Genomic DNA, 22,066 nt, shown 5'->3' with positions numbered 1-22,066 from the left:
CTACCGGGGCGCCGTCATCATCTCGGCGATCAGCCGGTAGCGGTGCAGGTTGTGTCGCGCGTCGACCAGCGCGTCGTGGGAATCGCGCGGCCGCGGTGGCATCCGCGGGCTGCCGCAGTCCTCCCAGAACTGCCGCAGTTCGCGGGTGAAGCGCGGCATCGCCGGCGGCAGGTCGGCCATCGGGCCCCACAGCTGGCACAGCACCACGTGGTCGTACGCGCCGACCCAGGCCCACAATTCGATCGGCTCGTCACCGTCGATGTTGAAGAAGTCCTCGAGCTCGGCACGAATCTGCCGCCGCGACCGCCACACCTGCGACGACGGTGACGGCAGCTTCGGCAGCACGTTCTTGCGCACCCAGGAGCCCGCCCGATCGGGGTCGAACTCCGAGGAGACGGCGTAGTACTCGCGCCCGTCCTCGGCGGCCACACCGATCGAGATCAGGTCGATGGTGCGACCGTCGTCGATGAACTCGGTGTCGTAAAAAAACTTCATTCAGGCAACCTCGGTCGGCGTTCGGTCCGGCGGCGCGGGTGCCGCGTGGATCTCGCGGTCGAGCTGTTGGTCCACGTCCGCGTCGTCGGGAAACTTTGGCATACCGGCGATCGCATCCTGTAACCACAGCTTCGCCCGCACCACCGGCCGGCGCAGCCACCGCTCGCGTTCCAGCGCTTTGTGCATCTTGCGCGGCCGGCTCGTGTACCGCCAGCGGGCCCACGGCGCGTGCGGTCGCGACAGCCGGATTGCGCCGATGACCAGCAGCGGTGTGATGAACATCCCAATCAGACCGGTCCACACCTTGCCCTTGAGCAGCACGATGACGGCCATCGCGAGCGTGATGAGGGCCAGCGCGACGACCATGACGCGGGCCGCCACGTCCTGGTCGTCACGCCAGACGGTGATGTCGAAGAACGACAGCGGGTTGAACCCCAGGATCAGCAGGCCGGCCACCGCGATGGCGACGAAGACCGCGTCGACCGAGGTACGGCCGTCCTCGGCCCAATACACGTCGGACAGGTGCAGGATCAGCGCGAACTCGTCCAGGACCAGGGCCGCACCGATACCGAAAAAGATTGCCGCCACGGTGAATTCGGGGACGCCGCCGTCGACCGCCAGCGTCACCATCGTCACGCCCGACACCATCACCAGCACCACGCCGATCACCGCGTGATGGATGTGCAGGCCGCCGTGCCCGATGTTGCGCGGCTGCCACCACTTGCGCGGCGCCGGGTTGTCGGCGTGGGCCCGGATATACCGGACCACGGTGCGGGTGACGAAAAACGTCAGGATGAACGCAATCAGGCACCACAACAGTGGCAGCCGCCCACTCGATACGAACTCCGTAGGTAAGGGCGACCGCACGGGCAGAAACTTACGCCCGTGCATGCGTGTCACTGCCCCGCAGGGCGTCGACGCGCCGGTCCCCCCGATAGGCTGTCCGGCGAGATGCGTATGGGAACTTGGTCGTGGCCCGCCTCCGGTCAACGGCTGGCCTGGCTGCTGTTGCAGTTGCTGGCCATGTTGACGTTGGTATGGGGCGCCTGGCGGCTGCTGGGTCATACGCCGTACCGGATCGACATCGACGTGTACCGCATGGGCGGCCGCGCCTGGCTGAACAACACGCCGCTGTACAGCGAGAGCACCATCTTCCGCACCGAGGCCGGCATCGACCTGCCGTTCACGTACCCGCCGCTGGCCGCGATCATGTTCGCGCCGTTCGCCTGGCTCCCCCTGCCCGCGGCAAGCGTGGCCATCACGGTGACGACGTTCGTGTTGTTGCTGGTGTCCATCGTGATCGTGCTGACCCGCCTGGACGTCTGGCCGCAGTCGCGGCTCGGCGGATCGGCCCTGGCCCGCCGCTGCTGGCTTGCCGTCGCGATCGTCGGGCCGGCCGTGCTGTTCCTCGAACCGGTGCGGTCCAACTTCAACTTCGGTCAGATCAACGTCGTCCTCATGACGCTGGTGATCGCCGACTGCGTTCCCCGCCGTACGCCGTGGCCGCGCGGCCTCCTGCTCGGGGTGGCGATCGCCCTCAAGCTGACCCCGGCCGTCTTCCTGCTGTACTTCCTGCTGCGCCGCGATTTCCGCGCGCTGCTCACCACGGTGGCGTCGTCGGTCGTGGTCACGCTTGTCGCGTTCGCGCTGGCCTGGGGCGACTCGTGGGAGTACTGGACCAAGACGGTCCGCAACACCGACCGCATCGGCACCGCGACGCTGAACACCAACCAGAACATCTCCGGCACGCTGGCGCGGTTCGGGATGTCGGCGACGCCGCGATTCGTGCTCTGGGTGCTGCTGTGCTTCGCGGTGCTGGCGCTGACGGTGTGGGCGGCCCATCGGGTGCTCCGCGCCGGCCAGCCGGTGCTGGCTCTCATGTGCGTGGCGATGTTCGGCCTGGTGGTGTCGCCGGTGTCGTGGTCGCATCACTGGGTGTGGGCCCTGCCGACCATGGTGACCATCACCGTGATCGCCTACCGCGAACGCAGTGCCACTCTCGCCGTGGTGAGCGCGCTCGGCGCGTTCCTGCTGATCTTCACGCCGATCCGGCTGCTGCCCGAGCACCACGAGGTCGACGCGACGGTGTGGCGTCAGGTGATCGGCAGCTCGTACGTGTGGTGGGCACTGGCCGTCATCGCCGCGGCGGGCACCATCACCGGCCGCGGCACGCCGTCAGCCGACGCGGCCGAGCACGTCGCACCGGTCTCGGCGACGAACTGACCGCGCCGGGGGCCCGGCCGGCGCGACGGTGACGACACGGCGGTCCGAGAGCCGATTTTCCGCCACCGCGTCACGTTGGCGACGCGGCGTGCCGGCCCACGAAATCACGTAAGCCGAGGACTGCCGTTTGGTGACGGCAATCCTCGGCTCAGCGTTGTGGCGTGTTCAGCCGGCTTTGATCGCGGGCGGCGGTGTCTTGCCCTCTTTGACGTCGGCCGCGTAGAGGTCGACGTACTCCTGGCCGGACAGCCGCATCAGCTCGTACATGACCTCGTCGATGACGGCGCGCTCGATGAAGCGGTTACCGGCCAGGCCCTCGAAGCGGCGGAAGTCCATTGGCTTGCCGAACTTCACCTCGACGCGCGCGAAGTGCCACATCTTGCTTCCCGGCGGGTTCACGACGTCGGTATTGATCATGGCGACGGGAATGACGGGGATGCCGGTCTCGAGTGCGATGCGGGCCAGGCCGGTCTTGCCCTTGTAGAGCTTGCCGTCGGGCGAACGCGTGCCCTCGGGGTACATGCCGAGCAGCTTGCCCTGGTCGAGGATCTTGGCGGCGGCGGCCAGCGCGTCGGCCGCGGAATCGGCGTTGGTGCGGTCGATCGGCACCTGGCCGGTCGACGAGTAGAAGAACTTGATCAGCTTGCCCTTGATGCCGGTACCGGTGAAGTACTCGGCCTTGGCCAGGAAGAAGATCCGGCGGCGCAGCACCAGCGGCAGATAGAAGCTGTCGACGACGGCCAGGTGGTTACTGGCCAGCAGAACGGGACCCTCGTCGGGAACGTATTCCAGCCCCGTCACTTTCGGACGGCCCAGCAGGCGCAGCAACGGGCCCATCAAGATGTACTTGTAGAACCAGAAGAACATCGAACCTCCCGCTGAGGGCCCCCGGACGGTGCCCCCGACAACTTTACCCACCGACTGTCGGCCCGACCACAGCCCGCAGCGGACTGGTCATTCCTCCACAGATACCGGAATGGACTGGTAGCGACCCGGCCCTGGTGGGCCGTCCGGATCGTCGGGCTGGCGGTGCCTGCCAGCCGGACCGGACGGGTCCGTCGGCGGCTCGGGGTGCGGGCCGACGGGCCCCTTGTCGGCGAGCGCGGCGCGCACCGCGTCGAGAAAAGTCGTGCTGTGTTCGGCGATGGCCGTCAGCATCGGGTGCTGTTCGTCGTTGGCCAGGGCGACCAGTGCGCACACCGGGCACCACACCTGGTTGCAGTCGCTCGGGTTCTCGCCGTCGGCGAGCATGGCCACGGACAGCCGGACGACGGGATCGATCTTGTCGAGAAGCGCCTGGGCCAGCAGCCGCAGGTCCACCGGTAGGTCGCCCAGAGCGTCTGCCCCGAAATCGGTGTGCGTCACTTGGGCCACACCTCCGGGTCAGGGCGAAAACGGACGGTCAGTTCACAGCCGCGCAACGACGCGCCGATGACGATGCAGCGGCGCAGGACTGATGCCAACGGGACCCGGCGCCGGGTGCCACCCGAGCCGATGATCAGGTCGTCGTCGACGCGGCCCAGCGTCAGAGACCCCGGGTCGATTTGCGGCAATTCTATCCGCAGCCGGTAGACGGCATCCAATCCTGAGCCCGATTCGCGGTCGACGACGGGGCGCGGCGGCGCGGGCGGCGCGGCGCCGTGCCGCAGCCGTGACGCCTCGAGCAGTTCCCCCAGTGCCTTCGGCCCGATGGGTTCGCCGGCCAGGTGCGGCACCAGCACCAGGCGCACATCGCCGACGGCGGCATCCAGGTCGCTGAGCATGCTGCGCTGCTCGGCGATGCGCTCGGCGTACCAGTCGAAGGCCGGGTGCGCGGGCAGGTTCACGTACTCGTACGAATCGTCTTGGATCAGAACCTGATTCACGATCAGCTCCGACACGTGCACGCCCATCAGGGTGAGCGACGCCAGCGTCCGCACCGCTTCGGCCACCACCACCCGTTCCGGGGTGAGCACCAGGTGCGCGGTGACGTCCGGCTGGTCGAGCAACTCCCCCAGCGCCTCGGTGGCGGCGGCGAGTCGCTCGACGAGCGTGACCATGGCGACGGTCTTGGCGTCGGCCAGACCGACCGACAGCCGCCGGTGCCGCGGCCAGGCCTTCTCCAGGTACAGGGCGAACGCGGCGGGCAGCGTCAGCATCCGCATCGCGTCGGCCGTCGAGGCGCAGTCGACGATCACGTGGTCCCAGTTGCCCGACGCCGCCAGCTCGGCGACCTCGTGCAGCCCCAGCACCTCCTGAATCCCGGGTAGCGCCGAAAGTTCCTCCGGTGCAACGTCTCCCACATCGGAGTCCGGGAACCGGGCGACCAGCACCGCGGCCACCTCACGCCACCTGGCCTCGAGCAGCGCCAGGGTGTCGAGCGCCAGGGCATCGAGCACGACGCCGGCGCCGTCGTCGACGGGCACCTGCGTGGGCGTCCGGAGTCCGGTCGGCGGGACGTCCGCGCCGAGCACGTCACCCGTGGAGTGGGCCTGGTCCGTCGACACGATGAGGACCCGCTGCCCGGCGCGGGCATCACGCACCGCGGTGGCCGTGGCCACCGTCGACTTGCCTACTCCACCCTTACCGACGAACAGACTGATCCTGGCACGCCCAGCAGGGTCCGCGTCACTCAGACTCGACTCGCTTCTTGAGGTCCTTGAGCGCCGTGTCGGTCAGGCGGCGCTCTGCCTTGCGTTTGAGCAATCCGATCATCGGAATCATCAGATCGACCGACAGTTCGTAGGTCACCTCGGTGCCAGAACCCTTGGGCGACAAGCGGTATGTGCCTTCGAGCGCCTTGAGCAGGGTGCTGGACACCAGGGACCAGCTCACCGACTTGCGGTCGGCGGGCCACTGGTACGTGAACACCATGGTGTCCTTGAGGACCGTGGCGTCGAGGACCATCCGGGCGGTCTTCGGGTAGCCGTCGGCGTAGACGTCCAGGACTTCGGTCTCCGGGTACTCGGCGACCCAGTCGGGATATGAGCCGATGTCGGCGATGACGTCCATCACGGTCGCCGGGTCGGCGTCGATGTAGATGGTCTGCGCAGTCTTGTCAGCCACGTGTCCACTTCCCGAGTTGACGATGCCGGCGCGGGCGTCGCGCGCCCGTCTGCCGAGTTCTCAATGTACCGCCAGCGCCCGGCCCTGGCCGGGCGATGCCGGGGCTCAGGCCAACCGGGATACGCCCACCGGGCGCGACCGCTCGAGATCGGTCTTGATCTCGAAAGCCATGTTCTTGCCGGCCACCCGGCGACGATGGTTGAGGTCTGCCAGGTTCAGCTCGGCCAGCGCGGCACCGGACACGCCCGTCGGCTCGGCGTGCAGGAAGTAGTGCAGCACGACGCCGTCCATGACGGTCTCCAGCCACACCTCCATGGTCCCGGTCAGTGCACCGGTGACGGTCCACCGCTGCCCCGCCGGACCGCGGTCTTCGACGACCGTCAGCTTGAGGTCCGGCCACCAGCGCCGCCAGCTGCTCTGGTTCGCCACGGCGGCACCGACAGCGGCTGGGTCGGCGCACACGAAGGTCTCGTCGGCGATCTGGATGCTGTTCATCCCGACCAGCTTCACATACGCCTCCACAGTGTGATGAAGCACCCGACTACGCTGAGCACGGCATTGCTGTCACGGCACTGCTGCCAGTACTGCTTTGCTCTGACCCGAAAGGCCACATCCGTGCGTGAGTTCAGCGTTCCCGCATCGTTCACCATCGGCGAATACGACAACGTCGTCGCCCCGGTGTACTCCCTCGAGCGCGATGACCCCAAACACGTAGCCATCCAGCGCCTGGTCGGAGACACCTGGACCGACGTCACCAGTGCCGACGTCGCCGCCCAGGTCCGGGCCACCGCGCTCGGCCTGATCGCCAAGGGCGTCAAGCCCGGCGACCGCGTGGTGCTGCTGTCGGCGACCCGCTACGAGTGGCCGATCATCGACTTCGCGATCCTGTCGATCGGCGCGGTGACGGTGCCCATCTACGAGACCTCCGCCGCCGATCAGATCCGGCACGTGCTGGCCGACTCCGGCGCCGTGCTGGCGTTCGCCGAGGCCGACGCCCACGCCGCCAAGATCGAGTCCATCCGGTCGGAGGTGCCCGCGCTCGGTGAGGTGCTGGTCATCGACGGCGGAGCCCTCGACCAGCTGGAAACCGCCGGCGCCGGCGTCGACCGCGCCGAGCTGGACGCCCGCCTGGCCGGCATCAAGTCGAGCGATCCGGCCACCCTGATCTACACCTCCGGCACCACCGGCCGCCCCAAGGGCTGCCAGCTGACCCACGCCAACCTCCTGTCGGAGCTGCGCGGCGTCAAGGCCTGCTTCCCCGACCTGCTCGCCAAGGGCCAGAAGCTGCTGGTGTTCCTGCCGCTGGCGCACGTGCTGGCCCGCGCGGTCGCGGTGGCCGGCTTCAGCAACCAGGTGACCCTCGGCTTCACCAGCGACATCAAGAACCTGGTGCCGATCCTCGGGGTGTTCAAGCCGACGCTCGTGGTGTCGGTGCCGCGCGTGTTCGAGAAGGTCTACAACACCGCCGAGCAGAACGCCCGCAACGACGGCAAGGGCAAGATCTTCCAGATCGCCGCGGACACGGCCATCGAATGGAGCAAGGCGCAGGACACCCCCGGCGGTCCGGGCCTGCTGCTCAACCTGAAGCACACGGTGTTCGACAAGCTGGTCTACGGCAAGCTCAAGGCCGCGCTCGGCGGCAACTGCGTCGGCGCCATCTCCGGCGGCGCCCCGCTCGGCGCCCGGCTCGGCCACTTCTACCGCGGCGTCGGCGTCACCATCTACGAGGGCTACGGCCTGACCGAGTCCAGCGCCGCCATCACCGTCAACCGGGTCGGCGAGTTGAAGGTCGGCACGGTCGGCAAGCTGGTGCCCGGCAACAGCATGCGCATCGCCGAGGACGGCGAGCTGCTGCTGTCCGGCGGCGTGGTGTTCAGCGGCTACTGGAACAACCCGACCGCCACCGACGAGGCGTTCACCGACGAGTGGTTCCACACCGGTGACCTCGGCGCCATCGACGACGACGGCTACCTGTCGATCGTCGGGCGCAAGAAGGAGATCATTGTGACCGCGGGCGGCAAGAACGTCGCCCCGGCCCCGCTGGAAGACGTCATGCGGGCGCACCCGCTGATCAGCCAGGCCATGTGCGTGGGTGACCAGGAGCCGTTCATCGCCGCCCTCATCACCATCGATCCCGAGGCGTTCGAGGGCTGGAAGCAGCGCAACAACAAGGACGCCGGCGCATCGGTGGGCGATCTGGCCGAGGACGCGGCGCTGGTCGCCGAGATCCAGAAGGCCGTCGACGACGCCAACCAGACGGTGTCGAAGGCCGAGGCCATCCGGAAGTTCCGGATTCTGCCGGTCGACTTCACCGAGGACACCGGCGAGCTGACGCCGACGCTGAAGGTCAAGCGCAAGGTCGTCGCCGAGAAGTTCGCGGCCGAGATCGCGGCGCTCTACAGCTGAGCAGCGCTACAAGAGCGCTACAACAGCTCGGATAGCCGCTCGCCCTTGAGCTTCCACTGCCAGTTGTCGACGACGAACTGACGGCCGGCGGCGCCCATCGCGGCGGCCAGATCCGGGTTGGCCAGGACGTCGGTGATGGCGGCGGCGATGTCTTCGACGTCGCGGCCGTCGACCACATGGCCGGTCTTGCCTTCCACGACGGTCTCCGGTGCGCCGCCGGAGTCACCGGCGACCACCGGCACGCCGCACGCCGAGGCCTCGAGGAAGACGATCCCCAGGCCTTCGACATCGAGCCCGTTGCCCCGGGTCCGGCACGGCATGGCGAAGACGTCGGCCATCGCGTGGTGGGCCGGCAACTCGTCGCCGGGCACGCCGCCGGTGAACACCACGTGGTCGGTGACGTCGTAGCGGCGCGCGAGCTTCTGCAGATCGTCGCGGTACGGCCCGTTGCCGACGATCACCAGCGCGGCACCGTCGATCCGCTGCCGGATGACGGGCAGCGCCCGGATCAGCATGTCCTGTCCCTTGCGCGGCACCAGACGGGACAGGCAGACGATCACCGGCCGCTGCCCCAGCCCGTACCGGGCCCGCAGCTCGGCGCGGGCCACCTCATCGGGGACGAAGCGGTCGACGTCGACGCCGGGTGACAGGTATTCCAGCGCGGCATCCGGGCCGAAGGCCGCGGCGAACCGGTTCCGCGTGTAGTGGCTGACGAAGGTCACCACGTCCGTGTTGTTTCCGATGTGCCGCAACGCGTTTCGCGCGACCGGCAGCATCGACCACCCCACCTCGTGCCCGTGCGTGCTGGCCACCACCCGGGTCGCCCCGGCATCGCGCGCCAGCGGGGCCAGCAGCGCCAGCGGCGCGGCCGCGCCGAACCACACGGTGTCGATGTCGTGCTCGGCGATGAGTCGACGCATCCGCAGCGCGACGGTCGGCTCGGGCACCATCAACGTCGTCGGGTGGCGGACCACCTCGTACCCGGCGGCCGCGGCGGCCTTGTCGTATTCCGGCGCGCCCTTCCATTTCGGGGCGTACACCGTCAGCTCGTGCGACCCGCGGACGAGCAGCTCGCCGACCAGACTCTCCAGATACGACTGGATGCCACCGCGGCGGGGCGGAAAATCGTTGGTCAACAGCAGCACCCGAGACATCGCGGTCAGGCTATCGCGTCAGCCCCGGGCCGCGAGCCACCGCTGCCACACAGCGGTCAACGCGTCGCGGTCCGTGCCGAGGGTGGCGGTCAGCGCGGTGTCGAGGTCGGGATGCCCGGCACCGCACGCCGCCAGATACAGCCGGCGCAGCACCGGATCGCCGAACTGCGCGCCGACGAACCGGGCGAACCACCAGGCGCGGTCATAGGCCAGCGACAGCGCCGGCCCGACGATCTGGAAGTCGGCATTGGTGGGTAGCACCGCCATGCCGGCCGGCGCCGGTCGCGGGGTGCGCGGGCGGCTGACGTAGTCGGCGACGCCCTCGGTCAGGCACCAGGGCGCGTCGGCGGCCGTGACGGGCCGGGAGGCGTAGTGAAAAAGCTCGTGGCGCAACACGATTCGCAGCGCCCCGGGCCCCATCGCGGCGGCGCCGGGCGCGAACACGATGCGGTCGACGGTGGTGGCCGCGGCGAATTCTTCCTTCCCGCCGGCCAGTGCCCGGAACTCCTCGTCGGTGCCGGTGGTCACGATGGTGATCTGACGGCGCCAGTCGGCACCCCAGAACGCGGTGACCGCGGCGGCCGCGCCGTCGAGTTCGGCGGTGATGCGCCCCGGCAGCGTCGAGCCGGGATCGAGGACCAGCAGTTCGGCGGTCCGGCCATCGGCCAGCCGGATGGTGGTCGGCGCCGTCGGCATCGGTGGCGCCGTCGGTGGCACGGACGGTGGTGCGGCGGCCGGCACGTCAGCCGCATGGCCGCGGCTCAGCACGAATGCGGCCGCAGCCGACTCTGCGGCGAGAAGGCCGAGAACTACGCGACGGGAGACGCTCAGTAGCGACGCACGTTGTAGATCGGCGCGTTGTCGACCGGCGCCACCCGCACGGGCACACCGAACGTCGAGGCGTGGACCATCATGCCGTCGCCGATGTAGATGCCCACGTGCGAGGCGTCGGAGTAGTAGCTCACGACGTCACCGGGCTGCATCTGGTCGCGCGACACCGGCTGTCCGCCGGCGGCCTGCGCGTAGCTCGAGTGCGGCAGCGAGATGCCGGCCTGCTGGAACGCCCACATCACGAGACCTGAGCAGTCGAACTGGCCGGGACCCGCGGCACCCCAGACATAGGGGTCGCCGATGCGGGTCAGCGCGGCCTGCACCGCGATGGCGCCGGCAGCAGTGCCGCTGCCATCCGACGGGGCGGGCGCACCCTCGACGGGCGGGTTGGGGCCGGCGGCGTTGATGGACGGATCCTGGCCGGGGGCCGGCGGCACCGCGTCCGGGTTCGGCGGGAGGCCGTCCGGGGCCGGGGCGGGCGGCGCGGCGGCCGGAGCCGGCGGAAGGGCGGCCAGCGCCTGCCGCTGGCTCGGCGTCAGCGCGGTGTAGCGGGACTTGACGATGGCGATCTGCACCTGCAGCTTGCTTTGCTTGGACTGCAGATCGGCACGCACGGCGGCGGCCTGCTCGGCCGCGGTCTTGGCTTCGGACGCCAGCTTGGCCGAGTCGGCCTCGGCCTTGGTGGCGGAGTCGGAGGCGCTGTGGAAGTTGGCCATCTGCACGGCCATCTCGCCGGCCATCACGCGCTGGACCGAGAGCTGGTCGATCAGGCCCTGCGGGGAATCGGCGGTGAGGATGGCGTCGATGCCGTCGGTGCGGCCACCCATGTACTGCGCTGCAGCAATCTTGTCGACCGAGTCCTGGTAGGTAGCCAGGTCGTTCTTGGCGACCTCCGCGGCAGCGGCCGCAGCCTCGTGCTTGCTGTCGGCGGCCTTGGCAGCAGCCAGCTTCTTGTCCAGATCGAGCTGCGCGGCGTGCATGGCCTCAGTGGTCTGCTCAGCCTGGCGCGAGAGCTCGTTGAGCTTTGCTACGGCGTCGTCCGCCGGATCGGCCTGGACGTTGCCCGCAAAGGCACTACCAAGTATGGTGAGCCCCGCGATCGCACCGGCTACTGGTCGTTTAAGACCGCAAATGGTGCGGTGCGTGCGGTGGAGACTCAAGATTTCGCGTCCTTCAACTGCGGGTTCGAGCCGCTTCGAACTCAGTGAGGTCTCGAATAGGTTACGAAACGGCATCGGCGTTGTCCAACGGGAATGGCCAATCTATCAGCCCGTCCCCCGATCCCGTTAACCAGCATCACAATGTGAGGGTCGTCACGCTACGCCCGTAGTGCTTGACTTTGTCTCGTTTTGAGTACCCACCCCTCCCTTGGGTCGGCCGATCGGAACCAACCGCAGCCGCGGCGCCATGCCGGCATCGGCGAGCACCTCGAGCGCGCGGCGCTCGTCGTCCAGCAGTGTCTCGGGCACGCCCAGCAAAACACTGACCACGCAGTCACCGCAGCCGGGACCGCGCACCGCGCAGTCGTCGCAGTCGATCTTGACCGGCCCGTTGTCGAACTTCATCTCTGACTCCTTCATCGGTTGAGGCGCACGCTAGCGACGTCCACCGACAAAAAAGTGCGGGTGATCAGCAACCGGATAACGGAATGACATCGATGGGATTTCTTGTCGGTGCCGGCCCCTACTGTCACGTCATGGGCTCCGGCAGCGCCACCGACCAGTTGGCTTTCGACCTCGATGAGGCGTTGCTGCGCGACACCACATTCGTGGTGGTCGACCTGGAGACCACCGGTGGCCGCGCCCGGGCGGACGACACCGGAGGCGGCTGGGACGCCATCACCGAGATCGGCGCGGTCAAGGTGCGCGGCGGCGAGATCATCGGCGAACTGGCCACCCTGATCGACCCGGGTCGCGCCATCCCGCCGCAGATCGTGCAGCTGACCGGCATCACCACGGCCATGGTCTGCGACGCCCCGCGCATCGAATCGGTGCTGCCCACATTCCTGGAGTTCTGCCGCGGCGCGGTCCTGGTCGCCCACAACGCGGGCTTCGACATCGGATTCCTGCGGGCCGCGGCCGAGCGGGCGCAGCTGCCCTGGCCCAACCCGCCGGTGTTGTGCACCGTCAAGCTGGCCCGCCGGGTCCTGACGCGCGACGAGGCGCCGAGTGTGCGGCTCTCGGAGCTGGCCCGGTTGTTCCGCGCCACCACCACACCCACACACCGCGCCCTCGACGACGCCCGCGCCACCGTCGACGTCCTGCACGGACTGCTCGAGCGCATCGGCAATCAGGGCGTGCACACCGTGGCCGAGCTGCGCGGCTATCTCCCGGACGTCACCAAGGCACAGCGCCGCAACCGCAAGCTCGCCGACGCACTGCCGAACTCCCCCGGCGTCTATCTGTTCCGCGGACCGTCCGAGGAGGTGCTGTACGTGGGCACCGCGGTCGATCTGCGCCGCCGGGTGCGGCAGTACTTCACCGGCGCCGATCCCCGCGCCCGTATGAAAGAGATGGCGTCCCTTGCCATTCGCGTCGACCACGTCGAGTGCGCGCACGAGCTGGAGGCCGGGGTGCGCGAACTGCGGCTGCTCGCCGCGCACGCGCCGCCCTACAACCGGCGTTCGAAGGCACCGCACAAGTGGTGGTGGGTGGTGCTCACCGACGAGGCCTTCCCCCGGTTCAGCGTGGTGCGCGCACCGCGCCACGACCGGGCGGTCGGCCCGTTCCGGGCGCATGCCGACGCCGTCGACGCGGCGCTGCTGCTGGCCCGCTTCACGGGCGTGCGGACCTGTACGACGCGGCTGGCACGGGCCGCCCAGCACGGGCCGCAGTGTCCGGAGCGGGAACTGTCGCCATGTCCGGCGCCCCGCGGCATCACCGCCGGCGCCTACGCCGAATTCGCCGACCGGGCCGCGGAAAACATTGCCGGCGTTGATGATTCCGCGCTCTGCACGGCACTGAAACACATCGACGAGCTGGCGGCCGAGGGCCGTTTCGAGAGCGCGGCGCGGCTCCGGGACCACGCCGCGACCGTCATCGACGGATTGTGGCGCGGCCAGCGCCTGCGCGCGCTGACGGCACTGCCCGAACTCGTGGCCGCCCGGCCCGACGGCGCCGGCGGCTGGCATCTCGTCGTGGTCCGGTACGGCCAGTTGGCAGCCGCAGGCAATGCGCCGCGGCGAGTCCCCCCGATGCCCGTCGTCGACGCGATATCCGCTGCGGCACAGGTGATCCTGACATCGGAGCGGCCACTGGGCGGCGCGCCCGTCGAGGAGGTCGCGCTGATCGTGCGCTGGCTCGCCGCGCCCGGTGTGCGCATCGTGCGCACCGATTCCGGCGCCGGGCCGGAGGTCGGCTACTGCCTACCGATCACCGCGGCGGGACGGTGGGCCGAGTGGGCCGCCACCGCCCGGTCGGCCCGGGCGGCGGCACAGCAGGCGCAGCGGTCAGACCTTCTGGGTGAACCGAGCCCACCGCGCGAGCAGCTGCTCGGCAGCACCCGAATCGATCGCCTCGGTGGCGCGGGCCAGACCCCGCTCCCACGCCGGCACCCACTGGGCGTCGCTGGATAGCCCGGCATGAGCCACCATGGCGCCTGCGGCGTTGAGTACCACGGCATCCCGGACCGGGCCGGTCTGACCCGCAAGGACCGCGCGCACCGACTCCGCGTTCGCCGTGGCGTCACCGCCGCGCAACTCGCTCAGCTCGGCGCGGGCGAAACCGAATGCCTTCGGATCGAGCGTCAGCCGCTCGACGGTGCCCGCCTGCACCCGCCAGATGGTGCTCGTCGTCGTGGTGGTCAGCTCGTCGAGCCCGTCGTCGCCGTGCACGACCAGGACGCTGGAGCCGCGCGCGGCGAACACCCCGGCCATCACCTCGGCCAGTTCGGCCCAGGCGCAGCCGATCAGACCGGCGCGCGGCATCGCCGGATTCGTCAGCGGCCCCAGGAGATTGAAGACCGTCGGCACCCCGATCTCCCGCCGCACGGAGGAAGCGTGCCGATAGGACTGATGGAACTGCGGGGCGAACGCGAACCCGATACCCACTTCGGCGACCGAGCGGGCCACGTCACCCGGCGACAGGTCGATCCGCACGCCCAGGGCCTCGAGAGTGTCGGCGCCGCCGGACAACGACGACGCCGCCCGGTTCCCGTGCTTGATCACGGGCACCCCGCACGCGGCGACGACGATCGACGCCATCGTGGACAAGTTGACGGTGTTGGAGCCGTCACCACCGGTGCCGACGATGTCGACCACATCGCTACCGATCGCGGCGAGTGCGTCGGCGGGCACTTTTCGGGCGTGTCGCAACATCACATCGGCGAGCTCGGACACCTCGGCGGAGGTCGGTCGCTTCATCTTCATGGCAATGGCGAATGCAGCGATCTGCGCCGGGGTGGCGGTACCCGTCATGACCTGGTCCATTGCCCACCCCGCCTGACCCGCGGCAAGGTTCTGGCCGGTGGTCAGCCGGCCCAGGATCTGGGGCCACAACGGCCCGTCGGTGGTCGGTTCCTGATGAGGATCGGTGGTTGGCACGGACCCGATTATGGCCAATGTCGGCACCCGGGTGGAGTTCAACAACTACAAAGCGTCATACTTACCGCTGTGACGAGCGCTGTAGGTACCTCCGGAACCGCGATCACGTCGCGGGTGCATTCGCTGAACCGGCCGAATATGGTCAGTGTCGGCACCATTGTGTGGCTTTCCAGTGAGCTGATGTTCTTTGCTGGACTGTTCGCAATGTATTTCACCGCGCGCGCCCAGGCAGGCGGCGTATGGCCGCCTCCCCCCACGCACCTGAACCTGGCCGAGGCCGTTCCGGTGACGTTGGTGCTGATCGCGTCGTCGTTCACCTGCCAGATGGGCGTGTTCGCCGCCGAGCGCGGTGACGTCTTCGGCCTGCGCCGGTGGTACGTCATCACGTTGCTGATGGGCGCGTTCTTCGTCGGTGGCCAGGCGTTCGAGTACTTCATGCTCGTCGAAGAGGGCACCACGATTCCGAGCAGTGCCTACGGGTCTGTGTTCTACCTGGCGACCGGTTTCCACGGTCTGCACGTCATCGGTGGTCTGGTCGCATTCGTGTACCTGCTGGCCCGCACGAAGATGAGCAAGTTCACGCCGGCCCAGGCCACCGCTGCCATCGTCGTGTCCTACTACTGGCACTTCGTCGACATCGTGTGGATCGCCCTGTTCGCCACCATCTACTTCGTTCGCTGATCGGCTCGCCGATGCTTCCTATGAGAAGGGGTTCGATGACCAGCAAGTCCCGTCGCCGGCTACACCGGCGCCTCTCGGCAGCGATGCTGCTGCTGCTCGGACTTCTAGTCGCTGGTGGCCTGGCGGCCACCCTGACTCCGCGGCCTCAGGTCGCGAAGGCAGACGAGTCGCAGCTGGCTCTGCTGCGCACCGGCAAGCAGTTGTTCGAAACGTCGTGCGTCTCCTGCCACGGCGCCAACCTGCAGGGTGTGACCGACCGCGGCCCGAGCCTCATCGGTGTCGGCGACGCGGCCGTCTACTTCCAGGTGTCCACCGGCCGCATGCCCGCCATGCGCGGTGAGGCGCAGGCGCCCCGTAAGGACGCGGCGTTCGACGAGCACCAGATCGACGCCCTCGGTGCCTACATCCAGGCCAACGGCGGCGGACCTCAGGTCCCGCGTGACGCCAACGGTCAGATCAACCAGCACTCGTTCATCGGTGAGAACGTCGCCCGTGGTGGCGACCTGTTCCGTCTGAACTGCGCGTCGTGCCACAACTTCACCGGCAAGGGCGGCGCGCTGTCGTCGGGCAAGTACGCGCCTGACCTCGGCAAGGCCGCCGAAGTGCCGGCGCAGGTGTACACCGCCATGCTCACCGGCCCGCAGAACATGCCCAAGTTCTCGGATCGTCAGCTGACCCCGGAGGAGAAGCGCGACATCGTCGCCTACGTCCACGAGTCGGCGAACGCCCGCAGCCAGGGCGGCTACGGCCTCGGTGGCTTCGGCCCCGCGCCCGAGGGCATGGCGATGTGGATTATCGGGATGGTCGCCGTGATCGGCGCGGCTATGTGGATCGGAGCTCGCGCATGAGCGAGAACGTGAACATTCCCAGTGACGACGAACTGCGCGAGATGTCGCGCGAGGAGCTCGTCGAACTGGGCGGGAAGATCGACGGCGTCACGACCGTCTTCAAGGAGCCGCGCTGGCCCGTCGAGGGCACCAAGGCGGAGAAGCGCGCCGAGCGTCAGGTCGCGGCCTGGCTGCTGCTCGGCGGCCTGTCCGGCCTGGCCCTGCTGCTGGTGTTCCTGTTCTGGCCGTGGGAGTACAAGCCGTTCGAGTCCGAGGGCGAGTTCATCTACTCGCTGGCGACCCCGCTGTACGGCCTGACCTTCGGCCTGTCGATCCTGGCGATCGGCATCGGTGCGGTGCTCTTCCAGAAGAAGTTCATCCCCGAGGAAATCTCGATCCAGGACCGCCACGACGGCGCCTCCCCCGAGGTCCACCGCGCCACCGTCGCGGCCAACCTGACCGACGCGCTCGAGGGCTCGACCCTCAAGCGCCGCAAGCTGATCGGCCTGTCGCTCGGCGTCGGCCTGGGCGCGTTCGGCCTGGGCACCGCGGTCGCCTTCATCGGCGGTCTGATCAAGAACCCGTGGAAGCCGGTCGTCCCGACCGCCGAGGGCAAGAAGGCCGTCCTGTGGACGTCCGGCTGGACCCCGCGTTTCCACGGCGAGACCATCTACCTGGCTCGGGCCACCGGCCTGCCGGGCGAGTCCCCCTTCGTGAAGATGCGCCCCGAGGACATCGACGCGGGCGGCATGGAGACGGTGTTCCCGTGGCGTGAGTCCGACGGCGACGGCACCACCCTCGAGTCGCACGAGAAGCTGTCGGAGATCGCACTCGGTGTGCGCAACCCGGTGATGCTCATCCGCATCAAGCCCGAGGACCTGTCCCGCGTGGTCAAGCGCAAGGGCCAGGAGAGCTTCAACTTCGGTGACTTCTTCGCGTACACCAAGGTGTGCTCGCACCTGGGCTGCCCCTCGTCGCTGTACGAGCAGCAGACCTACCGCATCCTGTGCCCCTGCCATCAGTCGCAGTTCGACGCGCTGCACTTCGCGCGGCCGATCTTCGGTCCGGCGGCCCGCGCCCTGGCGCAGCTGCCGATCACGATTGACAAAGAGGGCTACCTGGTCGCCAACGGCGACTTCATCGAACCCGTCGGACCGGCATTCTGGGAGCGCAAATCATGAGTCCCAAGCTCGCTGACATCGCTGCCGCACAAGGCGATGCGATCGACTCGCGGTACCACCCGTCGGCCGCCGTACGCCGGCAGCTGAACAAGGTCTTCCCGACGCACTGGTCCTTCATGCTCGGTGAGATCGCGCTGTACAGCTTCCTCGTGCTGCTGCTCACCGGCGTGTACCTGACGCTGTTCTTCGACCCGTCGATGACCGAGGTCATCTACAACGGCGTCTACCAGCCGCTGCGTGGCGTCCAGATGTCGCGCGCCTACGAATCGGCCCTCGAAATCTCCTTCGAGGTCCGCGGTGGCCTGTTCGTCCGCCAGATTCACCACTGGGCCGCGCTGATGTTCGCCGCGTCGATCATGGTCCACCTGGCCCGCATCTTCTTCACCGGTGCGTTCCGCCGCCCGCGTGAGGCCAACTGGATGATCGGCTCGGTGCTGCTGATCCTCGCGATGTTCGAGGGCTACTTCGGCTACTCGCTGCCCGACGACCTGCTCTCGGGTATCGGTCTGCGCGCCGCGCTGTCGTCGATCACCCTGGGCATCCCGGTCATCGGCACCTGGATGCACTGGGCCCTGTTCGGTGGCGACTTCCCGGGCAACATCATCATCCCGCGGATGTACGCCCTGCACATCCTGCTGATCCCGGGCATCATCCTGGCCCTCATCGGCGCTCACGTGGCGCTGGTGTGGTTCCAGAAGCACACCCAGTTCCCCGGCCCCGGCCGCACCGAGAAGAACGTCGTCGGCGTGCGCGTCATGCCGGTGTTCGCGATCAAGGGTGGCGCGTTCTTCGCCATGGTCACCGGCATCCTGGGCATCATGGGTGGTCTGCTGCAGATCAACCCGATCTGGGAGCTGGGCCCCTACAAGCCCTCGCAGGTGTCCGCCGGTAGCCAGCCCGACTTCTACATGATGTGGACCGAAGGCCTGGCGCGTATCTGGCCGGCCTGGGAGTTCTACCCGTTCGGCCACACCATCCCGGCCGTCATGGGTGTCGCCGTGATCATGGGTCTGGTGTTCGGTCTGCTGATCGCCTGGCCGTTCCTGGAGAAGAAGTTCACCGGCGACGATGCGCACCACAACCTGCTGCAGCGTCCGCGTGACGTGCCGGTCCGCACCGCCATCGGTGCCATGGCCATCGCGTTCTACATGGTGCTGACCCTGGCCGCGATGAACGACATCATCGCGCTCAAGTTCGACATCTCCCTGAACGCCACCACCTGGATCGGCCGCATCGGCATGGTCGTCCTGCCCGCAGTGGTCTACTACCTGACCTACCGCTGGTGTGTCGGCCTGCAGCGCAGCGACCGCGCCGTCCTCGAGCACGGTATCGAGACCGGCATCATCAAGCGACTGCCGCACGGCGCCTACGTCGAACTGCACCAGCCCCTGGGACCGGTCGACGACCACGGCCACCCGATCCCGCTGGAGTACCAGGGTGCCGCACTGCCCAAGCGCATGAACAAGCTCGGCTCTGCCGGCTCGCCCGGTACCGGCAGCTTCCTGTTCGCCGACTCCGCCGTCGAGCAGGCTGCCCTGGCCGACGCCGAACACGCCGCCGAGCACAAGGCACTCACCGCCCTCAAGGAATACCAGGACGAGATTTCGCCCAACGGTTCCAACGGGCATCACTAGTTCGATCTACGGTTTCGGCCCGGTCTGGTTTTTCACCAGACCGGGCCGAAGTCGTTTTCGGGTCCACTCCCCTACCCCGGTGACCCACGCCTATCCGGTTGCCGCGAACGCCGCCTCGATCCAGTTGCTGAACTCGCACGCCAGGTGCCAGCGATGCTGTGCGATCAGGTACGGCGCGGTGAGCCAAGGGAATTCGACGCACAGCCGGGCATGGAAGCCGCCCGCTTCGTCGCGGAATTCATGCCGGACGCCGCCGATCGCCAAGCCGCCCTCGGTACGCGCGACCCCCGCCGCCTCGACGGGGAACGCGGGGTCACGGGGCGTCACGAGCGGTGACGTGTCGTCGTAGTCGACGAAGAACCGCGTCGCCAATGGACTTCCGCCGGTCGTCTCGATGACCTCCTGCCGGCCGTCCGGGGCGGTGTCGATGAGGAAGTGGTCGGGGTTGGCGGCGATCATGCTGCGCGCGTAGTCGGCTCGGCCGTCGTCGGTGAACCAGTCCACGAACGCGCGGGCGCTGCCGCCGGTCACGTACAGGTCGCACACACTCGTCGCACGACGTCCGAACGACAACCGCGTCGTACCACGGGCCACCACGCCGGCCGCCCGGACGTCACGCGCCAAGCGACGACGGATGTCGTCGGCGCCCAGAGCCAGCTTGGCGTCGGCGAAAGCTGTTCGCTGCCGGGCGATATCCCCGGCGGGCACCGGCAGACCGATCTTGCCGGCGGCCTTCGGCAGGCGCCTGGCCTCCCAGGCGAGCACCTCGTCGCGAGCTACCGCACGCCCCCCGATCACGGCGTCGATGGTGAGCGTCTGGTCCGGCATGCGAACACCTCCTACACTAAAAGCATCTGTAGTTGCTTTTATATGATGGAGTGCGATGCCCAGTCAAGACTCCGCAGTCCCCCGGCCGCGACCAGGTGGCCGGTCCGCGCGTGTGGTTGCCGCCGTCCACGCGGCGACCCTCGAACTCCTGACCGAGATCGGCTACGACAACCTGCAACTGTCCGATGTGGCCAAGCGGGCGCAGGTGAACAAGACGACCGTCTACCGCCGGTGGCCGACGAAGGCCGCTCTGGTGGCCGACCTGCTGGCGCGCTTCACGGAGAGCAACGTCGCGACGCCGGACACCGGGTCACTGCAGACAGACCTCGAGCAGCTGCTCTCGGACATCGTCACCGCACTGTCCGACCGGGCCATCCGCGCCGTCCTCTACGCCGCGCTGACGGGCGCCGACGACAGCGACGACGTGCGAACCACACAGACCAGGTTCTGGGAGGAACGCTTCCGGTGCAGCGGAGCTGTCGTCGACCGCGCGATCGCCCGCGGCGAAATCCCGCCGGGCACCGACCCGCGCGCGGTGCTGGAGATGGCCGCGGGCCCGGTCTATTTCCGCGCCCTGTTCACCGTAGACGCGGTGACACCCGCGTATCTCAGTGAGACCGCGCGACGCACCATCCGTGCGTTCGCGGAACGCTAGGCCGCCCGGGCGTCCTCGGCTGACGCCTCCAGCACGGCGTGCAGGCTGCGCAGGCAGTACCAGGGAATGGCCACCATGGCAGCCGTGATGATCAAGGCCAGGCCGTACAGGATCCAGGCCAACTCGTCGTGTCGGTCGGCCAGCATGTACGCGCCCAGGAAGACGAACAGTGTCGCGCCCCCCATGGCCGCGGCGATCCCGAGCGTGCAGCGCAGCCACAGCTGATCCACCGCCGCCACCGGAAAGCCCAGCATGCTCGTCGCCGGCGACGCCGAGTAGCGGCGCACGACCGGATCGTCGAAGGAGCGCAGGGCACTCTGCGGGAGCTCACCGGCGGGACGACGGTCGTCGGCCTCGGACGGCCCGCCGCCGAGCAGCAGCAGCGGCGCTGCCCCACCGCGACGGGCGCGCAACAACAGCGGAATGGCGCCCACGATCACCGCCGCGGATACCGCGATGACCGAGTACAGCAGCCACGGCGTGTGCGACGACGCGGCACCCGACGGGTGCCGCGTGCCGAGGTCGACCATCGCGACGACGGCGGCCACGCCGGCGCCCAGGGCAGCGAGCCACACGGCCACCGAGCCGCCGAGCAGAAGACGGTCCAACTGGTCGGGGCTACCGCCGGTCACTCGCGACCGGGTTGAAGTCTCAGCGTTGTACGGCATTTAACAGCTCGTCTGCCAATCATCGTTGGTCTGCGAGGCCAGCGTCTGGCCGTCGCTCGTCACAATCGAACAGTTCAGGTGGCTCAGCCGCAGCAGGCTGGAGGCCTGCACCGAGCCCACGTCGGACATCGAGATCGGTGTCAGAGTGATCATCCACGGGATGTAGACGTTCTGCTGGGTGCGCTGGCGTCCCGCGGCGTCGGTGTACGTCACCGAAATGCGGTCCAGCGGCGCCTTCGTGCCCCAAATTCGGTACGTGACATAGCGCGGCCCGGTCGGCGGCGCGGACGTCGTCGCCGGCGGCGCGGCCGCGGCGGAGCTGGGCGGCGGAGGCGGCGGCTCTTCCGACGGCGGAGGTGGCGGCGGCTGCGTCACGGTCACCGTCGACGGGGGCGGCGGAGGTGGTGGCGGCGGGGGCGCCTCGGTTGTCGTGGGCGGAGGCGGCGGCGTGGTCGTGGTGGTGAACTCGTCCTGGAACGGCGGCGCCGACGTGGTGCTGGTCGACGGCGTCGCCACATTCTCGGAATCGGTGTTGCGGGTCACCAGGATGGCGACGGACGCCACCAGCGAGATGGCCGCGATGATCGCCACGACGCCGACGACCCACGGCCACCGCGGCGGCGGGGTGTCGTCGGCTTCGGACTTGGCCTCGTAGCTGTCGTAGTCGTACAGCGCGGGCTCCGGCGGCACGTACGGCGCGATGGTGAAGTGCTCGGACTCGGGCGCAGAGTAGGCCTGCGAATAGATCTCGGTTTCGCCGGTGCCTTCACCGACTCCCGATGACTCCCGGGCCGCATCATCCGAGCCCGGGGAATGTGACCCGCTCACGTACGCCTATCCCTCTCGACCACTGTGTCGCTGTAGCTGGTGAACGCCGCTTGCGGCGACAGTCCAGCCT

At 68.7% G+C, this 22,066-nt stretch carries 22 protein-coding genes and 1 pseudogene; 8 read left to right on the top strand and 15 right to left on the bottom strand.

Going from position 1 to position 22,066, the window contains the following annotated elements; all coding sequences use genetic code 11:
• Together ACJH6I_RS13340 and ACJH6I_RS13335 are read right to left on the bottom strand one after the other, a co-directional pair.
• A complete protein-coding gene (locus tag ACJH6I_RS13340; RefSeq protein ID WP_346414653.1) occupies positions 1-495 on the bottom strand; it encodes a polyadenylate-specific 3'-exoribonuclease AS in 495 nt (164 codons plus the stop codon).
• Entirely contained in the window at positions 496-1,386 is an 891-nt protein-coding gene (locus tag ACJH6I_RS13335; RefSeq protein WP_064858739.1) for a hypothetical protein, read from the bottom strand.
• 66 nt (positions 1,387-1,452) lie between these two features.
• Between ACJH6I_RS13335 and ACJH6I_RS13330 the strand changes: the two genes are divergently transcribed.
• Positions 1,453-2,718: a glycosyltransferase 87 family protein gene (locus ACJH6I_RS13330; RefSeq protein ID WP_346414654.1), complete on the top strand. Its 1,266-nt coding sequence runs from the start codon at positions 1,453-1,455 to the stop codon at positions 2,716-2,718.
• A 165-nt stretch (positions 2,719-2,883) separates the two neighbouring features.
• Here the strand turns inward: ACJH6I_RS13330 and ACJH6I_RS13325 are convergent, their stop codons facing one another.
• The 5 genes from ACJH6I_RS13325 to ACJH6I_RS13305 all read right to left on the bottom strand — a co-directional run bounded on the left by ACJH6I_RS13325 (position 2,884) and on the right by ACJH6I_RS13305 (position 6,258).
• Complete coding sequence (locus tag ACJH6I_RS13325) at positions 2,884-3,585, bottom strand: 1-acyl-sn-glycerol-3-phosphate acyltransferase (RefSeq protein ID WP_020103590.1); 702 nt, start codon at positions 3,583-3,585, stop codon at positions 2,884-2,886.
• An 87-nt stretch (positions 3,586-3,672) separates the two neighbouring features.
• Positions 3,673-4,083: a hypothetical protein gene (locus tag ACJH6I_RS13320; protein ID WP_082934667.1), complete on the bottom strand. Its 411-nt coding sequence runs from the start codon at positions 4,081-4,083 to the stop codon at positions 3,673-3,675.
• Positions 4,080-5,333 (bottom strand): ArsA family ATPase, encoded by a 1,254-nt coding sequence (locus ACJH6I_RS13315; RefSeq protein WP_346414670.1) that lies wholly within the window; start codon positions 5,331-5,333, stop codon positions 4,080-4,082. The genes ACJH6I_RS13320 and ACJH6I_RS13315 overlap by 4 nt, the downstream gene beginning before the upstream one ends.
• Positions 5,326-5,763 carry an SRPBCC family protein gene (locus ACJH6I_RS13310; protein WP_020103587.1) on the bottom strand — a complete coding sequence of 146 codons (438 nt, stop codon included), beginning with the start codon at positions 5,761-5,763 and terminating at the stop codon, positions 5,326-5,328. The genes ACJH6I_RS13315 and ACJH6I_RS13310 overlap by 8 nt, the downstream gene beginning before the upstream one ends.
• Positions 5,764-5,868: 105 nt before the next feature.
• Entirely contained in the window at positions 5,869-6,258 is a 390-nt protein-coding gene (locus ACJH6I_RS13305; RefSeq protein ID WP_212814877.1) for a polyketide cyclase / dehydrase and lipid transport, read from the bottom strand.
• A 120-nt stretch (positions 6,259-6,378) separates the two neighbouring features.
• Here ACJH6I_RS13305 and ACJH6I_RS13300 point away from each other — a divergent pair, with 120 nt between their 5' ends.
• Positions 6,379-8,169, top strand: coding sequence for a long-chain fatty acid--CoA ligase (locus ACJH6I_RS13300; RefSeq protein ID WP_318985168.1), 1,791 nt, complete (start codon positions 6,379-6,381; stop codon positions 8,167-8,169).
• Positions 8,170-8,186: 17 nt separating this feature from the next.
• On the opposite strand, the gene ACJH6I_RS13295 is transcribed toward ACJH6I_RS13300, so the two are convergent.
• From ACJH6I_RS13295 to ACJH6I_RS13280, 4 genes are all read right to left on the bottom strand, one after another.
• Positions 8,187-9,323, bottom strand: a complete 1,137-nt coding sequence (locus ACJH6I_RS13295; protein WP_212812092.1) for a glycosyltransferase family 4 protein — start codon at positions 9,321-9,323, stop codon at positions 8,187-8,189.
• Positions 9,324-9,341: 18 nt separating this feature from the next.
• The gene (locus tag ACJH6I_RS13290; RefSeq protein ID WP_318985169.1) at positions 9,342-10,019 is read right to left on the bottom strand and encodes a peptidase; all 678 of its coding nucleotides are present in this window, start codon (positions 10,017-10,019) and stop codon (positions 9,342-9,344) included.
• A gap of 131 nt (positions 10,020-10,150) precedes the next feature.
• Positions 10,151-11,314: a peptidoglycan hydrolase RipC gene (ripC, locus tag ACJH6I_RS13285; RefSeq protein WP_318985170.1), complete on the bottom strand. Its 1,164-nt coding sequence runs from the start codon at positions 11,312-11,314 to the stop codon at positions 10,151-10,153.
• A gap of 153 nt (positions 11,315-11,467) precedes the next feature.
• Positions 11,468-11,734 (bottom strand): hypothetical protein, encoded by a 267-nt coding sequence (locus tag ACJH6I_RS13280; protein ID WP_244872601.1) that lies wholly within the window; start codon positions 11,732-11,734, stop codon positions 11,468-11,470.
• A gap of 68 nt (positions 11,735-11,802) precedes the next feature.
• Here ACJH6I_RS13280 and ACJH6I_RS13275 point away from each other — a divergent pair.
• A pseudogene (locus ACJH6I_RS13275) lies at positions 11,803-13,665 on the top strand (DEDD exonuclease domain-containing protein); the annotation flags it as partial.
• Here ACJH6I_RS13275 and trpD read toward each other — a convergent pair.
• Positions 13,603-14,712: an anthranilate phosphoribosyltransferase gene (gene trpD, locus ACJH6I_RS13270; protein ID WP_406784190.1), complete on the bottom strand. Its 1,110-nt coding sequence runs from the start codon at positions 14,710-14,712 to the stop codon at positions 13,603-13,605. The pseudogene ACJH6I_RS13275 and the gene trpD sit on opposite strands and share 63 nt — an antisense overlap.
• A 51-nt stretch (positions 14,713-14,763) precedes the next feature.
• Here trpD and ACJH6I_RS13265 point away from each other — a divergent pair, with 51 nt between their 5' ends.
• Genes ACJH6I_RS13265 through ACJH6I_RS13250 form a run of 4 tightly spaced genes read left to right on the top strand, consistent with a single transcriptional unit; the run spans position 14,764 to position 19,017 of the window.
• Positions 14,764-15,375, top strand: a complete 612-nt coding sequence (locus tag ACJH6I_RS13265; RefSeq protein WP_064985843.1) for a heme-copper oxidase subunit III — start codon at positions 14,764-14,766, stop codon at positions 15,373-15,375.
• Between the two features lie 11 nt (positions 15,376-15,386).
• Positions 15,387-16,223, top strand: a complete 837-nt coding sequence (locus ACJH6I_RS13260) for a cytochrome c (RefSeq protein ID WP_346414655.1) — start codon at positions 15,387-15,389, stop codon at positions 16,221-16,223.
• The gene (locus tag ACJH6I_RS13255) at positions 16,220-17,383 is read left to right on the top strand and encodes a ubiquinol-cytochrome c reductase iron-sulfur subunit (protein ID WP_064985845.1); all 1,164 of its coding nucleotides are present in this window, start codon (positions 16,220-16,222) and stop codon (positions 17,381-17,383) included. The genes ACJH6I_RS13260 and ACJH6I_RS13255 overlap by 4 nt, the downstream gene beginning before the upstream one ends.
• Positions 17,380-19,017 carry a cytochrome bc complex cytochrome b subunit gene (locus tag ACJH6I_RS13250; protein WP_212812097.1) on the top strand — a complete coding sequence of 546 codons (1,638 nt, stop codon included), beginning with the start codon at positions 17,380-17,382 and terminating at the stop codon, positions 19,015-19,017. Before ACJH6I_RS13255 ends, ACJH6I_RS13250 begins: the two co-directional genes overlap by 4 nt.
• Positions 19,018-19,107: 90 nt before the next feature.
• Here the strand turns inward: ACJH6I_RS13250 and ACJH6I_RS13245 are convergent, their stop codons facing one another.
• Positions 19,108-19,845, bottom strand: coding sequence for a hypothetical protein (locus ACJH6I_RS13245; RefSeq protein WP_406784181.1), 738 nt, complete (start codon positions 19,843-19,845; stop codon positions 19,108-19,110).
• Positions 19,846-19,900: 55 nt separating this feature from the next.
• On the opposite strand from ACJH6I_RS13245, the gene ACJH6I_RS13240 reads away from it, so the two are divergent.
• Positions 19,901-20,500 carry a TetR/AcrR family transcriptional regulator gene (locus tag ACJH6I_RS13240; protein WP_318985173.1) on the top strand — a complete coding sequence of 200 codons (600 nt, stop codon included), beginning with the start codon at positions 19,901-19,903 and terminating at the stop codon, positions 20,498-20,500.
• Here ACJH6I_RS13240 and ACJH6I_RS13235 read toward each other — a convergent pair.
• Together ACJH6I_RS13235 and ACJH6I_RS13230 are read right to left on the bottom strand one after the other, a co-directional pair.
• A complete protein-coding gene (locus tag ACJH6I_RS13235; RefSeq protein WP_346414656.1) occupies positions 20,497-21,168 on the bottom strand; it encodes a DUF2561 family protein in 672 nt (223 codons plus the stop codon). The two genes, ACJH6I_RS13240 and ACJH6I_RS13235, sit on opposite strands and share 4 nt — an antisense overlap.
• Positions 21,169-21,996 carry a hypothetical protein gene (locus ACJH6I_RS13230; protein WP_212812101.1) on the bottom strand — a complete coding sequence of 276 codons (828 nt, stop codon included), beginning with the start codon at positions 21,994-21,996 and terminating at the stop codon, positions 21,169-21,171.
• Between the last annotated feature and the right edge of the window lie 70 nt (positions 21,997-22,066).

The sequence above is a fragment of the Mycobacterium sp. SMC-13 genome, from assembly GCF_045311035.1.
In the GTDB taxonomy this organism is placed as follows: Bacteria; Actinomycetota; Actinomycetes; order Mycobacteriales; family Mycobacteriaceae; genus Mycobacterium.
The sequence above is the reverse complement of the archived record's forward strand: the minus strand, read 5'-3'. Positions and strand labels throughout refer to the sequence as shown.